The sequence below is a fragment of the Levilactobacillus sp. LN180102 genome, assembly GCF_050106635.1.
GTDB classification, from domain to species: Bacteria; Bacillota; Bacilli; order Lactobacillales; family Lactobacillaceae; genus Levilactobacillus; species Levilactobacillus brevis.
The window spans coordinates 53,437-67,847 of record NZ_JBNIIX010000010.1 but is presented as its reverse complement, the minus strand read 5'-3'; the positions used below and the strand labels follow the sequence as shown (position 1 = coordinate 67,847).

Annotated in this window: 14 protein-coding genes; 4 read left to right on the top strand and 10 right to left on the bottom strand. The window is 44.7% G+C overall.

Going from position 1 to position 14,411, the window contains the following annotated elements; all coding sequences use genetic code 11:
• Positions 1–6 precede the first annotated feature (6 nt).
• The 5 genes from ACP4IT_RS07455 to ACP4IT_RS07435 all read right to left on the bottom strand — a co-directional run bounded on the left by ACP4IT_RS07455 (position 7) and on the right by ACP4IT_RS07435 (position 6,300).
• Entirely contained in the window at positions 7–1,320 is a 1,314-nt protein-coding gene (locus ACP4IT_RS07455; protein WP_011668849.1) for an NCS2 family permease, read from the bottom strand.
• Between the two features lie 239 nt (positions 1,321–1,559).
• Complete coding sequence (locus tag ACP4IT_RS07450; protein ID WP_011668850.1) at positions 1,560–2,819, bottom strand: NupC/NupG family nucleoside CNT transporter; 1,260 nt, start codon at positions 2,817–2,819, stop codon at positions 1,560–1,562.
• Positions 2,820–3,108: 289 nt separating this feature from the next.
• Positions 3,109–3,933 carry a phosphopentomutase gene (locus ACP4IT_RS07445; RefSeq protein WP_015474344.1) on the bottom strand — a complete coding sequence of 275 codons (825 nt, stop codon included), beginning with the start codon at positions 3,931–3,933 and terminating at the stop codon, positions 3,109–3,111.
• Positions 3,934–5,220: 1,287 nt separating this feature from the next.
• Positions 5,221–5,862 carry an SDR family oxidoreductase gene (locus tag ACP4IT_RS07440; protein ID WP_156646690.1) on the bottom strand — a complete coding sequence of 214 codons (642 nt, stop codon included), beginning with the start codon at positions 5,860–5,862 and terminating at the stop codon, positions 5,221–5,223.
• Between the two features lie 171 nt (positions 5,863–6,033).
• A complete protein-coding gene (locus tag ACP4IT_RS07435) occupies positions 6,034–6,300 on the bottom strand; it encodes a hypothetical protein (RefSeq protein ID WP_011668854.1) in 267 nt (88 codons plus the stop codon).
• 399 nt (positions 6,301–6,699) lie between these two features.
• Between ACP4IT_RS07435 and ACP4IT_RS07430 the strand changes: the two genes are divergently transcribed.
• Both ACP4IT_RS07430 and ACP4IT_RS07425 read left to right on the top strand, forming a co-directional pair.
• Positions 6,700–7,278 (top strand): hypothetical protein, encoded by a 579-nt coding sequence (locus tag ACP4IT_RS07430; protein WP_024855384.1) that lies wholly within the window; start codon positions 6,700–6,702, stop codon positions 7,276–7,278.
• 132 nt (positions 7,279–7,410) lie between these two features.
• Entirely contained in the window at positions 7,411–7,668 is a 258-nt protein-coding gene (locus ACP4IT_RS07425) for a hypothetical protein (protein ID WP_011668856.1), read from the top strand.
• Positions 7,669–7,773: 105 nt separating this feature from the next.
• Here the strand turns inward: ACP4IT_RS07425 and ACP4IT_RS07420 are convergent, their stop codons facing one another.
• Both ACP4IT_RS07420 and ACP4IT_RS07415 read right to left on the bottom strand, forming a co-directional pair.
• Positions 7,774–8,154, bottom strand: coding sequence for a MarR family winged helix-turn-helix transcriptional regulator (locus ACP4IT_RS07420; RefSeq protein WP_011668857.1), 381 nt, complete (start codon positions 8,152–8,154; stop codon positions 7,774–7,776).
• A gap of 227 nt (positions 8,155–8,381) precedes the next feature.
• Positions 8,382–9,176 carry a hypothetical protein gene (locus ACP4IT_RS07415; RefSeq protein WP_128491929.1) on the bottom strand — a complete coding sequence of 265 codons (795 nt, stop codon included), beginning with the start codon at positions 9,174–9,176 and terminating at the stop codon, positions 8,382–8,384.
• 284 nt (positions 9,177–9,460) lie between these two features.
• Between ACP4IT_RS07415 and ACP4IT_RS07410 the strand changes: the two genes are divergently transcribed.
• Together ACP4IT_RS07410 and ACP4IT_RS07405 are read left to right on the top strand one after the other, a co-directional pair.
• Complete coding sequence (locus ACP4IT_RS07410) at positions 9,461–10,102, top strand: hypothetical protein (protein WP_426855430.1); 642 nt, start codon at positions 9,461–9,463, stop codon at positions 10,100–10,102.
• A gap of 128 nt (positions 10,103–10,230) precedes the next feature.
• Positions 10,231–10,350, top strand: coding sequence for a putative holin-like toxin (locus ACP4IT_RS07405; protein WP_220096133.1), 120 nt, complete (start codon positions 10,231–10,233; stop codon positions 10,348–10,350).
• Between the two features lie 171 nt (positions 10,351–10,521).
• On the opposite strand, the gene ACP4IT_RS07400 is transcribed toward ACP4IT_RS07405, so the two are convergent.
• From ACP4IT_RS07400 to ACP4IT_RS07390, 3 genes are all read right to left on the bottom strand, one after another.
• Entirely contained in the window at positions 10,522–10,905 is a 384-nt protein-coding gene (locus ACP4IT_RS07400; protein WP_426855428.1) for a DUF5776 domain-containing protein, read from the bottom strand.
• On the bottom strand, positions 10,880–12,352 hold the full coding sequence (locus tag ACP4IT_RS07395) for a hypothetical protein (protein ID WP_426855426.1): 1,473 nt from the start codon (positions 12,350–12,352) through the stop codon (positions 10,880–10,882). The genes ACP4IT_RS07400 and ACP4IT_RS07395 overlap by 26 nt, the downstream gene beginning before the upstream one ends.
• Before the next feature lie 317 nt (positions 12,353–12,669).
• Complete coding sequence (locus ACP4IT_RS07390; RefSeq protein WP_426855424.1) at positions 12,670–14,082, bottom strand: S-layer protein; 1,413 nt, start codon at positions 14,080–14,082, stop codon at positions 12,670–12,672.
• Positions 14,083–14,411: the final 329 nt, after the last annotated feature.

The window sequence follows — 14,411 nt, the reverse complement described above, 5'->3', positions numbered from 1 at the left end:
TTCCGCTTATAACATGGCACTAAAGACCAAGTCACATAGGAACAAGACGCCCAGTAAGTAAACTGGCCAGGTCAGGTCTTTCCCCTTCCCTAACGCGAGTTTCATAATCGGGTAGCACACAAAACCAAAGGCTAACCCAGTGGAAATACTATTGGTAAATGGAATCAGCACAATAATCAAGAAGGCTGGAAACCATTCGGAAAAATCGGCCATCTTGATGTTACCGATGGCTGCCATCATTAACGCCCCCGTAATAACAATCACAGGTGCAATGGCAGCAGACGGCACGTAGGCCAAGAGGGGCACAAAGATCAGCGACAAGGCGAACAACACGGCGGCGGTTAGTGCCATAATCCCCGTGCGGCCACCACTTTCGATACCAGAAGCACTTTCGGCTGCTGCTACCGTTGGACTGGTCCCCAAGAAACTGGACAGGAAGGTCGTCACCGAACTGCCCTCAAAAGTCTTCTTAAACTTCTTTTGGTTCGGCAATAAGCCTTGTAGAAGGCCCATCGACTCAAATACCAAAATCATAGTCATCGAGAAGGCTGCCAGAATAAATGGCGTACTCAGCAAATGGGAAAAATCGTTTTGAAAAGCGATCTTGTGATACTGTCCCAGCCGCGCTAAGTCGACACTCGGCGTATCACTATCCTTCACGCCAAGGAAAAATGCCAACAAACTGGTGGCAATAATGGCAATGAAGAAGTTCCCTTTAACCTTGCGAATATACAAGATTAAGCTGAGCACTAGTCCAAACAAGGCCAACAACGGAGTGGGTTTGGTCAAATCGCCTAAGACGATCAGTGACGACTTGCCAGCCACAATTAAGCCAGCCTTTTCGAGACCGATCTCAACCAAAAACAACCCAATCCCAGCGGTAATCCCGCTCTTCAGCGACTCTGGAATTGCCTCCGATAAAATTGTCGACACCTTCGTAAAGGCAATCAGCATATAGACAAAACTGGCCACGGCTGCAATACCCAACGCTTCTTGCCAACTGAGTCCCATGTTCACCACAATGGTGTAGGTAAAGAAGGCGTTAACCCCCATCCCTGGCGTCAGAATGATCGGTGCATTGGCCCAAAAAGCCATGATCAGACACCCAATCACTGAAGAAAAGATGGTCGCAAATACACTCAAATCAGTTGGAATCCCCGCATCTTTCAGAATCAACGGGTTAACAATAATGATGTATGAGATGGCGAAGAAGCCAGTTACCCCAGCAATCAGTTCGTTGCGGACGACATCCTTATGCCGCAAAGCTTCTCTTAGCGTCAACTTATTGGCTAAGTCCACTTGCGATTGTTGCTTATCCATAAAAATCCCTATCTTTCGGTGTATCATCAATCGATACACAGACTTCACGGGCTTTGCAACCGGACGCTTTCACCCGTTCGGCTGGGTTTCACTTCCGTTCAGGAAGGTCGGCACCCGTACGGACTGACTGGTTCTCCCGTCAGTCAATCACTAGTTTAACATACCCTAGCGACACGGATAGCCCAGGAACAACGCCCCTGGGCTACCGTTAGTCTCATGCTAACATGAGGCGATTATTTTTACCAAACAAACAAGCCAACGATTCCGGCTGATAGCAAGGAAACCAGGATCCCGGAAAGGAGCATGTAGCCAACGTTCTTAGAAATAAGTTCGTTGTTTTCACGATCGACGATACCCTTGAAACAACCGATAATCATCCCAGTTGTTGAGAAGTTAGCGAATGAAGTCAAGAAGACCGTCAAGATTGCCCGGTAGTGGGCAGAGAAAGCACCGGTGTTAATGGTAGATGAAATCTTACCCATAACAACGAATTCGTTCGTAACTAACTTAGTCCCCATGTATTGGGCAAAGCCGAAAGCGTCGTGGACGTTCAGACCCATTAACCAAGCAAATGGGAACATGATGATCCCTAAGATGTGTTCCAAAGATAACCATGGGTTGAAGAGTGCCAAAATCTTATCGATCAACGCAGCTAAAGCAACGAAGGCGATAACGTTGGCAGCAATGATTAAGATCAAACGGCCGGCACCCAAGATGGAGTCACCCAAGAATGAGAAGAATGGTTCTTTCTTACCATCGTCTTCAACTTCGCCTTCTTCAGCAGCAACGGCACTAGAACCACCGATTTTAGCAATCGTGTCTTCTTCAGGTGTCACTTCTACTGGGTTCAGCATGTTGGTAACGATGATGGCGTTCAAGATGTTAATTGGAACGGCCGTCAAAACGAATTGACCAGGAACCATTTGCGTATAAGCCCCTAAAATCGAAGCCGTGATACATGACATGGACATCATAGCCAGCGTTAAGTTACGTTCCTTACGCATGCTCTTCAATTGTAATTGAGAAACGGCCAAAGCTTCCGTGTTCCCTAAGAACATCATTTCAACAGAGAAGAATGATTCAAACTTAGGTTGTCCGGTAATGAAGGAAAGGCCACGACCAACCCATTTGATGATCCAAGGTAGAACCCCGATGTAAGTCAGGATATCAAACATTGGCACAACTAACAGGATTGGAAGAAGAGAACTTGTAATAAAGTTCATGGACTTCGCCGTCCCACCAAATTCTGGGGTTACCCAGTTTGGTAAGGCGAACACGATTCCTTGGTAAGCCACTTGGACTAACCAGTTGAATCCATCAGCGGCACCCTTAACGATGTCTTGTCCAATGGAGAAGCTGGTAAAGAACCAAGCCAAAATCAAGTTAATAACTAAGACAATTCCAGTTGATTTCCAGTTGATCATCTTCTTATTCTTAGAGAATAAGAAAGCGATTGCGAGGTAAACAATTACCCCTAAAACATTGACTGCGACTAGCATTGGTCAAAATACCTCTTTCCGATATTATTCTTTGATGTATGGCCACTTGCCATACAAAAGTTGACACGATGTGGCTGCAGAAATTATGTATCGCATAACTTCTGTTACGAACGAACGATTATCGATCTACTTGTTTGGAATTTCAACGACAGCCAACGGTAAATGGTGAATTTAAACGGTAAATAATATCTGATGAAACTATCCGTTGTCTCTCGCTGACCTTTGCAACCCCAAGCCAGTATCTCAATCTTGATGCCCCCTCACCTCCCTTCAAGGCTCGTTCAAGTTTCTATTGTGTAATCTCATTTAAAAAGCTATGTCCGGCAGCATGACCTGCCAAACCGAAGTTCTCAAGGACGGTTGCACCAACGTCCGCTAATGTCCGCCGAATGCCTAAGGCGTGCCCAACTGGCCGCGATGGCGAATAAGCTAATAACGGTAAATACTCGCGTGTTGGCGTTGCACTAACAGTCGGATCATCAGCATGTGTGGCCGTCACGATCAAAAGATCGTTGGCTCCCAAGTCATGTTGAACCTGGGCCAGATAATGATCGGCACTAGTCAACGCCTCAGCAAATGCATGAACATCTTGCTGCTCGCCCGCAAAGCGGAAGTCTGGGAGCACCACATAAGCCAAGCCGGACGCTGGTTGATACAAACGATCATACAGCACGCGAAATGCATCTTGATTACTACCGATTTGGAAGCGTTGCGCCGCACTCTGCGTTTGCAGATAACTCAGGAATGGTCCCGCTAAACTCACGGCATACCCCGCCGCTGGTAGACTAGCAAACACGGTCTCTGTCCGGTTCTCACCGGTAAAGTCCCACATCTCGCGTAATCCAGTAGCTCGTCGGTTGTCTTGTGCTTGAACGTGCAAGCGTCCATAGAAGCCACTGGGCTGGTCAATTGGCTCAACTCCCGGAATAGGATGGTCAACCCGAATATTACCAAGCCCAAGTTGCTGTAATGTTGGAAGATTTAGTTTATCTGGCCAACTAACTGCCACATGCCCCAGTGTATCGGCGCCAACTGATTGAAAGCGGTTCGCATCAGGCGCTTCGCCCAATCCGACTCCCGCAAAATCAACCACGAAAATGCGATGAAATGCCACCGTTGCTCACTCCTTCGATAAACATTTAGGTAAAAATCCCCCAAGTATTTTTCGGTCTAGTAATAATATACCTTTTCCCAGCCGCCCTGTAAATGGTCGATTTAAGGAAAACGTAAAAAGTCTATTTCCGAACATTATCACCCTGAACCACCTGTAGGGGCCGGCCTATTCAGAACATCTTTGAATATTCTGTTTTCTTGCTAAAAGGATTTACTTTCGACAAATATCCTAATTTCAAAGAACAACGACGTGGCAGAAGACCACTAAGTTAGGTAAGTTTCTAACAACCCACCCAACCGATTATGTACCAACTAAAACAGCTAAAGCTGAGTTATGCCAAACAACAAGAGTAGTCGCGACATAAAAACAGACTTCAAGTTGAGTTGCGAATAACTTGAAGTCTGCTAACTCGCGGAAAGGCTGTTGTGAGTCGTGCAAAATTCCCGTTTCGTTTTCTTGCTAATTCTTAATCGCCTCATAACTAGAACATTTCTCTCGCTGAGCTGCCACAACCACTACATTCATTCATTGACAATTTCTGGCTGCCGTTTTCAGCGTGTTACTTGTAAATCTTAATTCCCTCATTACATCTAACCGGCCACATTTTAACGATTCTTCTTGAAATCCTCACATGGTCTTGCCGACGCAACATCCGAACTCTAGTTAACTGCCTGGAACTGTTTCAAGTCTATCAACACTTGCTTACAAGAAGCATGATGTTTCAAAACACTATTCAATTGTAAAACTGAAAATCTGATTCTGTTACCTAGAACTACCAGAGCTCGTTAGAAGGTTTATCGGAGTTGTCATCTATCTGTCTTTCAGAATCTTAAACTTGCTGGTAAATCTGACTTACGTGCAAAACGGAAATCAGGTGTTACAAACACTTACATCTAATACTAACTCATGGAACTCGGTCACAACCTTTATGACCTTTCCGCACTATTATAATAACACCGACTGTAAGCGTTTGCAACCAAAATACACCAAATTATGTTCTAAATTTGACCGGTTTTCATTGGCCATAAAAATACCGCCGACAGGCTAACTGTCGACGGCATTTGACGATACATGAATCAATTCCAGGCAAATCCATGGTTCTTGTTTGGAGGAAAAGTTTCACAGAATGAGCTCAGTAAATTGATTCCAAAGGTAATAAAAGCCCGAACACAGGTCGTGTGGAGTCTACTCAACACACACGTTAGTTATACCGCGAAATCACTGACATTGCACTCTTTTTGAATCCTTAATTTAAGAAATAACCGCCAAACGCCGACGTACCGGTGTTTAGTACCAAGCTGGCTTATCCCCATCGGTGTTGGGCTTATTGACGCCCAGCGAAGCCCGTACCGCTTGCGTTGGATCAGTGACTAGCTTTGCCACTAATGCCGCAATACTCTTCCGTGAGACTTCCGTTCCTTTGAACGGTTCTCCCTTTTGAGTTGTCTCGTAGCTGACCTCGTCATGGTTCGTCAACCAGGCTGGCCGGATAATGGTATAGGCTAAATCACTGGCTTCGATTACCTTCGCCGCTGCTGCATAAGTTTCCAAGTAACCGCCATCTAACATCTGATGATTCCACTTGCCGTAGTTGCCCGGAACTTCATCATAAATGCCCAGCGTTGAGATCCAAATTAACCGTTGTACGTGACTAGCCTGCATGGCAGTGACCACTGCTTGCGCCTCGTCTTCAATGTTCCGACCAGCTAAGTTTGCGTACACAACATCAATATCAGCCATCGCCGCTGTCAAATCAGCAACTTGACTAGCATCGCCTTCCACGACCTTCACTCGGGGACCGGCAGCCCCTGCCAGCCGTTGTGCCTTACGCAAGAACAAGGTAAGTTGATTGTCAGGATTATTTAATAGTTGCACCGTAGCTAGCTTCGCAATCTTCCCGTTAGCCCCTAATACTAAAACTTTTGTCATCACAAGCACCTCTTCGTTTTAAATGAACACCTATACTGTAACTCCTATAATTACATTTATCAAGTTAAACCACTTTTGACGCTCATTTCAGCACCCGATATCCGGGAACACAAAAAGAGCCTGAGACTTCTGTCCCAGACTCCCGTAATTAATTTCAACCTATTTCCCGAACTAGATCAGCATCAGGGTTACGCCGGCAATGGGCGTTAAGCTGTCACCTAAGTCACCAAAAACCAATTCCTGCTTAAAGACTGGTTGATCCAGTTCTGTCAGGTTCGTTTTCTCAATGTTTAGATGATAACGGCCGTGCCGATCTCGTTTTAATTCGTAATTAACGAATTCCTGTTCTGGGGCGTAGTTCGTGAAATGGACGGCGTAATGTCCGAGCTGGTGGGATACGACCAGCCGAATCCCGTTTTCATCTCTAAAGATATGCAAAATTGTTCACTCCTATATTGATTAGAACTGCCACCGACGCACTGATGATAAACAAAAAGGAAGGGTCGCCAGCGCGCCTCTTCCTCGATATCGGCATTTGCTCAATCAAAGGGTCCGAAACTCCGCCGCGACTAAGACAACCACAGGGAAGACCCCCAATGATTAACCCTCATGCGCACAGTGATGTTTGCCTGGCCACCCGTAATGGGCAGTATCACCAGAATTATTCCTCTATGTACCCTGATTGTACCATACTTATCTTGAAAAGATTAGTGGCGGGTAAAAGTCCTAAGAAATTTGTTATTTTCTCCATTGGCCCTTGTCACTACCACAATAAACATGTTTCAATAATTAATAACAACTTAATTAATCATTAAAACGCGTATGGAGGGCATGGACATGGCAAATACTAAAAACAGTCAAGCGGCAAAGATTCGCCAGCAAATTATCACTTGGCTACAAGATGAACACGAAACCGAGGCTGTCTCGGCAGAAAAATTTCCAGGGATTCACGGAATTCGGGCGGTCAAGTTACGCCAGATGTTAGGTGAATTAGGCTTCGCCACAACCGTCGTCATGGGGGCCGTCTCAGCCGCGCCTTCAATTGATCATCGTATTAAGAAAGCTGCGTTAAAACCGCGCGAAGTCTATTATTACTTCGATGCCAGCACGGCAACACCTGAAAAAATGCAACCAGTGTCAACGACATCGATCACCACAACCGGTACCCCGACTGTTACGTCGACCTTCACCTCAACCGGAATCACTGCCATTCCCGCTTTTGCCGTATTGCAACAAACCAGTCAGTCCTTGAACCAACAAATTGACGACCTCCTCATTGCCGCTCAGCAACAGCGTCCCCTGCGCGATCTAGACATTAATTTTCTTACGGAATTTGCCACTCAAGTCACCAAGCAAAACGAATTATTACAAAATTTTGCGACGCAATCTAAGATTGATCAGCTGCGACACAACTAGTTTACTTACTCGCTTATTAAACCAGACCCACAATCTTTTACACAGATACAATATTTTTAGTGGAAACTTCTTGACATTTCGGCCCATGACCTTTACTCTGTTATAAATTACTTTTATGGGGGACGATCGCCAATGGCATTACACGAAAATAATCGGGTCTTTTGTAAGAAGACTGAACTCTTCTCTGACTCATTTTACGGAACCATTACTAAGATCTACGAACATGCGGCCTTGGTTAAGGTTGAACCTAACCAACTCACCAAGAAGGAAACCGATAAGATTGACTCTTTCGGCGACCTGGTTGTTATTCGCTTGAGTGAACTGCAATTAGTTGACGAGGCGGGTAATCCACTCAAAGAACCAGCAGAAGAATTAGAAGCCGCTGAATAAGCGTAAAACTCGTTATTAATCTCAAAGAGGGCCCTCAAGAATTTTAACCAATTCTTGGGGGTCCTCTTTGTCTGTCGCTAATAACGGTTCATCACAGCTATTTCGTTATTTCAAGATCGTATTGACCTGCTTCATTAACTCCGGTAATTCAACTTCTAGGGCACCGTTAACGTGTTCTTCAACCCGTCGCCCCTGAGTCGTGATCTGAAAGACGTGATAGCGCCGATCTGTCGGCAAGGTTTCATCTTTAATGAATCCACCATTTAATAACCGACTGATTTGAATTGATACCATGGATTGACCTACGTTTAACCGCCGGGATAACTCACTGGTACTAATCTTTTCAGCAACCAGTTCATGTAAAATCCGGTACTGTTCAAACGTGATGGTATCGCCAACACTTGGCCGTTTGATGAAGGGCCGTAAGAGCGAATTCAGCTGGTGAATCCGTTCAACGTCCACCGCTAATTTTTTCGCTTCCATCATGATTCTCTTCCTCCTCGTGACATCTCAACGGCCTATGTTCCGTCAAGGCGTCTAACATAGTCCTCGTGCGAATTAGTTCGTTCTGGGTTAAAAAGGTTAATCCCTAACGCACTTACAATATTCATACTAACATATGTTTACGACTATATTATAAACAAATTATATGTCGGGCGAATTTAATATTATTTTGTTAATTTTTTGACTTCTCCCACGGATACCAACTACCGTCAATACTGTGACGACACCCATTCGTCATCTAAATGTCGTGGGTGCCAATCTCCCCGATAAATTTCGGTGACCAGTTGTTTAACGACTTCATCCGGTAGTGAATAGCCTGCCTTACGTAAAACACCGCTAACCAACCGCCAATCTCGATAATGACAAAAGGCCAATGGCTCCTGATTAAACGGTCGGTAGACGTCCGAGATGGGCTGGTACTGATACGTCGCGTATGCTTGGTTTGCCTGCTGAAATACTAAAATCTGATGTGCTTCAGCGATCTTCTTACGCAAACGTGACACCGTATCGCGAATAATCATCGTCATTCCATTTGTTAACAGCAAGCTCACTTGATGCTGGCGGGTGGTCGGATTCATGTGGCTCACACTCCAACAGCCAACCCAACTGGTCTGATTGCCATCGGCCGGTCGCTCCGTAGAGACTAACATGATTCGCCCCATCACGTAGGGCAATGGTCCACTCAATTCTAGATAATCCACCATGGCCCGCATGTCTAGCCACTGCACGAGGCTCGTCTCGACTACTTGATTGATTAGTGCTCGGGGCGACTGACGCGTTCGATAAAAACCACCTTGCTCCGTCCAAACTACGGTATCGGCAATAGCTTTACGTCGTCGACAATTCTTAATAAAAATGACCGCCGACCAATCAATGTCTAGTTGATTCGTTGGCACCAGCCGTTCGACATCTTGTGGCTGTAATTTGGTGAAATCAACGGTATTCGTTGCGACTACTTGTTGACGATACGTCGCCGTTAATCCGTTCAAACATGCGGTTGACATCCCCTCACCCTCATTCAGTTACCGTCTTCCCCTCTTTGATTCGGCTATAGATTCTCACAAAACACGAATTATAGCAAGAAGGACGTATCACCTAATTAATTCACCGATCGCTTTATTTGCGCAACAAATTCGCAATGAAATCATGTTGACCAAATATGATTTGCAGGTTGATATACGAATAATTTTTTTATTTATTTATTTATAATTCGTATATTCTCATAATATTTTCACGTCTATCCCATAATCACTTGCTATAATGGGACAAAATGGCTAGGAGGCCTTTTATGCAGACACCCCCACACAGTTTAGGTACCATCCTTAAAGCTTTGCGCCATATTTTGGCCGCCGATGCCACGCCAGAAGCCGTCTTAAAGGACATTGACGTGCCAGTTTGGTACCTTTTAGAACTCGAAGCTGACCATATTACCGTAGCTGACGGTGATACGCTGACCTTAATTTGTTCTTGTTATAAACTAACCGTCGATCAGTTGTTAATGTTGTCCGCCGCTGCGGACCTACCCGAAGCAATTGTGCATATGACCATCCAGCAATATCGAACGTATGAGACACCTAACGACTTGCCAGATCAGCCCTGGCCGGACAGCACCCAGGTAACACCGTTGATTACGAACTCCGACCCGTTAGCCAAGCACACCTATGCGGACGTCTTATACTGCGTCCGCACCCAGGTTGAGGATCAATCAGTCACCGCAGTCAGTGCACTGTTGAATGTTTCCCCGATGGCTTACTGGCAAATGGAAGCCGGTCAGCTTCCCGTACCAGCCTGGTTGCAACGAAAGATTGCCTTTCGACTGCACCTAAAGAGTCTCACCACTTTAACCCGCACAACGGATATTCTCACGGCTATCTGTCAGCATCTGGACATTACACCTGATGGCCTACCTACAGAGCTGCGATTGCCTTAGAGCAGACAAAATGATAGCTATTTATTCAACCACTGTCCCATCTCACTATCAGATTGGATATCAGCAATTTACCAGCCCAGATATATTAATATCCGAACTGAACAGCACTAGCCCGGCATGTTATATACATGATGATATTATTTGGTCCGTTTTTAGTAACATTGCTGACGTACATCGATAAAAACAATAAAAAAAGCCGCCCCAATGTAATCTTGACAGGTTACGGGACGACAACATTGTTTAAATAATTTGCTACCGCCTTTAAAGCGGCTTACACGACCGATGCGTCTGCACCGGTCTTTTCTATACTCTGGTTATTCTTCACTTCAAGCTTATAATCACAGGATCACATCCACTCCCGACATCTCTGTCCAAGACCAGATCATTTCAACATTACCTATATATTTGGTCTGCATTTATCACCGCTTCATCACCAACGTCTTATTCGCCGTCACATACTGCCCATTCGTCAATACAAGGCGAGTCGTCAGGTGATACGATTCCAGTCGTTTTACTTTCAAAACCGCACCTCGCTTATAGTGCCGCATCTTGCCAGTTAACTTAATTCGGCGGTAGGCGTTAACCCCTTGGGCATTAATAACCCGAATTCGCCGCGGATTTTGTTTATAGTACGTATTCGTCACGTACTGTGGCTGGGTTGTGATGTAGCCAGTCAGGCCAGCCGTTCGACTATGATGGTTCACATCGCGGACCCGATATCGCGGTCGTCCGCCCTTAGATGTGGCATACCCCGTCACGACAAATTGGGGACGTCTTTCACGTGACTGCCGAGGGTAAAACACCCGCCGATTCTTCGCCGTAAAGGTCGCCTGACGATACAAACCAAGTTTCTGTATTCCGGATACCGCCTGCCCCTTTTCTCACCACATAACTCGGCTTAGTCACGTTATCTGGCTCCGAAGGTGTTACTGGCCGGGAGGTCTCTGTCGATGATACCGCGGGGCTGCTCTCATGAACCAGTGGCACGTCAACCGCCGTATTAAAGGCCGTCACGATCGATCCCCCGTTCCGATAATCACCTTTAATCGTAATTGATTGCTGGTCACTACCAATATTGGTCAGCGTAAGTCTATCAGGGTAATTCTTAACCATATCCGGTAGCTTAAAGTGAAACCGGTCGGCCAATGAGCGTAAGTACATCTTGCTGGAAGCAACTGATGGCGGCACATTCACTTTACGCCAACCCGTATTGGTCACTAAATAATGGCCGGCATAGGCCATATAATTACGCGCAAAGCGGTCAAAATCACTTTGATGCCAACTACTCATAGACTCCGCTTCACTCAAATCTGGCGACTCTCCGGGAAACGTATGGTTCAGCTCCTCTTTCTTCAGCGCTGTACCATAACTAATCGGATCATACATCTGCCGCGCAAGGTCACTGTCCATTGCCCAATAGGTGTGATTTACCGGATTGTCATCATCTTGCCAATCAAATGGAATCGTACTGGTCGGCGAGCCCAGCGTCATCATCTGTTGGAAGTCATCAACCGCAACCGTTGCCGTATTGCCCACTACTTTAATCGGTGCCCCGGGTCTTTCATAGGTTATGTGACCGTGCGTTTGACCAGCACCAAAGAAGCCGTAAAAGCCATAGCCTTCTGGGTAGTTATTATCATTCACAACAATATTCGATAACCGCGAAAAATCAGAAATATGGTTATATTCAAAGTTTCCCTGAATACCGGTTATGTGGTGTTCACGCATATAATCAAGGAACCCGTCAAATGTCGATTGGGTAATGCCACAGTTAGCGAAATTAATTGAACTCCCCGTTTCGAACTGTTGATAATAAATCAGGGCCTTCCTATCAAATCCATCACCCTGATTCGAGATAATGGCAATATTCCTGGCTATTAGCTTGACCCCGGTCCAATCATGGACCTTCTCCGGAATATTCATATATAGCAAAGCATTACTTGCCTGCGCCATTGCCGCTTGATAATTAGAGTCCAGCGTAACCTCCTGGCCCGCGGGTGAATAAACGTAGTAATTATAACTATCAACAAAATGACTGGCTATTACTGGATCGGGAAGTACTTCCCTAATTGGACGGTTGGGGTCAACATCGGCTGTAATTTGCCGTTCGAATTTCTGGTCAGTTAGGGTGGTATCCGAATTGGTTGTGGCAGCTTGCGTGGTTGACTGCGGGATCGTCAGCATAATTAACGTCAAACTCATTGTACCGATAAAATTAATCAGTAGCCGCACGCTTTGCTTATCTAACATTGTCGTTTCCTTTCCCATTGTTTTTATAGTAAAAACTTTTTATTATATGTAATTGTAGCTATCAAAACATCCTTAATCTCTTTTTTCACTATAAATTATACGACAGGTAGCCGATTTATCCTAGTTGGGAAGGTTGCATTATTAATATAGTAATATTTTTCGATTTTATCATTTATTGATTCATCACGTTTTCCTTTATATGACTGTTATATCATAACCTATATTATCTAAAAATACCCAATGGCTTTTTTCAAGCCACTGGGTATTTTTATCTCCAAACAATCATTTAGAGGACTAGTATTCAATAATCCTTAATTTTAGTAGTTAGTCGTGCTACCATTGTTCGCGCCATCATCCCCCGGTAGCTTATCAGCAACCGTTGTCTGGGCATCGAATACAGCCTTAATTGTACTACCAAACTTCACATTAGCATTGGCGGTAGCCGTCTTGCTATCACTATAGGTGTAGGTTACGTAATAAGTTTTTCCCTTAGTAACCGGAGTGCCATTAACTGTCGTATCTGAACTAGCTGTTAATAATTTAGAGTAAAGTGTTGTAAAGAACCCATCCGTTACGGTCTTTCCACCAGTTACAACATTGTTATTAACATCACCAGTCAACGCCTTAGCTTGTTCGCTGGTAATAGATGGCTTACCCTTAGCAAAGTCAGCGGCATTCAACTGTGCACCAGCATCTACACCATTAGCAGATGGCAAATAGAAGGCAATCGTTGACGTTGCTGCCTTGTAAACGTTAACCCGAACAGTCCCACCATAAACAGCAGCACCGGCAATCGTATCAACATTAGTGCTAGATACCTTGTATCCAGCCGGCGTGTTCGTTGCATCATTAATAAAGTCAGCTAAAGTTTGATTGTTAATGTTCTTATCAGAATTAACCTTGGCGTCTTTCTTCGTATTCTTCACAGCCGTAACGAACGTCTTCGAACCTACTGTATTACCGTTAGTACCAATATAATTAACTGTCACACTGTTATCCTCAGTAGCCACAGCATCTTCTGCCGTTAATGACAACCCACCAAGACTTTGAGTTGTAGCACTGGCATCATAACCCTTACCAGCATAAATCCAGCCGGCAATTGAAGAGTTCTGATCATCAGTCACGTAATAGTACAAACTACCTTCACGTGTCTTAGTTTCAGCTTTAGATACCGTAAATGTATCCGTCTTGTTGGCACTGTACAAACTAATGCTCTTAGCCTTGTATTGCGTATTCTTAGGCGCTGTCCAGAGACCGTTCTTATTAGCATTTGCTAAATGGTAGCCGGTCGTCTTAGCTGGCATAGAAGCAGTAGTCGTGGTATCAGCGGACTTGATACCACCAGCAAAGGCCTTAATATCCTTACCACCGTAAATATAACCACGGTACTTACCATCCATAGAAACAACCTTGTAGTAAACCGTTCCCCGGTTGGTCTTAGCAACCCGGTAAGCCCGGAAGTAGTCAGCGGACTTCTTGGAGTTGGCCAACTTCTTCATGGTTGTCTTAGAAGCAACTACTTTAGCCCCTTTAACAGTCCCTGGCTTGCTGTATAAAGCATTCGTACCAGTGGCTTCAACGTTCCGGCTTTCAGCAGCCGTCTTCAAAGTAACGTCAGATGTTACCTTAGCCTTAGAAGCCGCGTTAGCAGTCGTGTTGACTACCGTAACCGCTCCCAAGCTCAAAGCAACTAAGCCCAAATACAATGAGTTCTTTAAACTTTTTCGCATGTTATGTTCTCCTCCGATGAAACGAAATTTGTCATGATTAAGTGACTGTTATCAGTATACCAGCAAATCATGGAAAAAAATGAATTATTTTAATTTATCGGCTAAACTAATCCGATATTAATTAACGACATATTGACTTTTGTCCACAATGAATCAAAATAAGCGAACAACATCTAATTACCATAACTGGATAAACCTTATTATTCGAATTGAAGTTAAAATCGGAATAAAGAAATGGAACTTCGATCGAAAACGAACGGAATTCCACATAAACTCTCTAACAATACTCGTTTTCAAAGAATCAAACTAGTCATGACTACCCGTAAAAT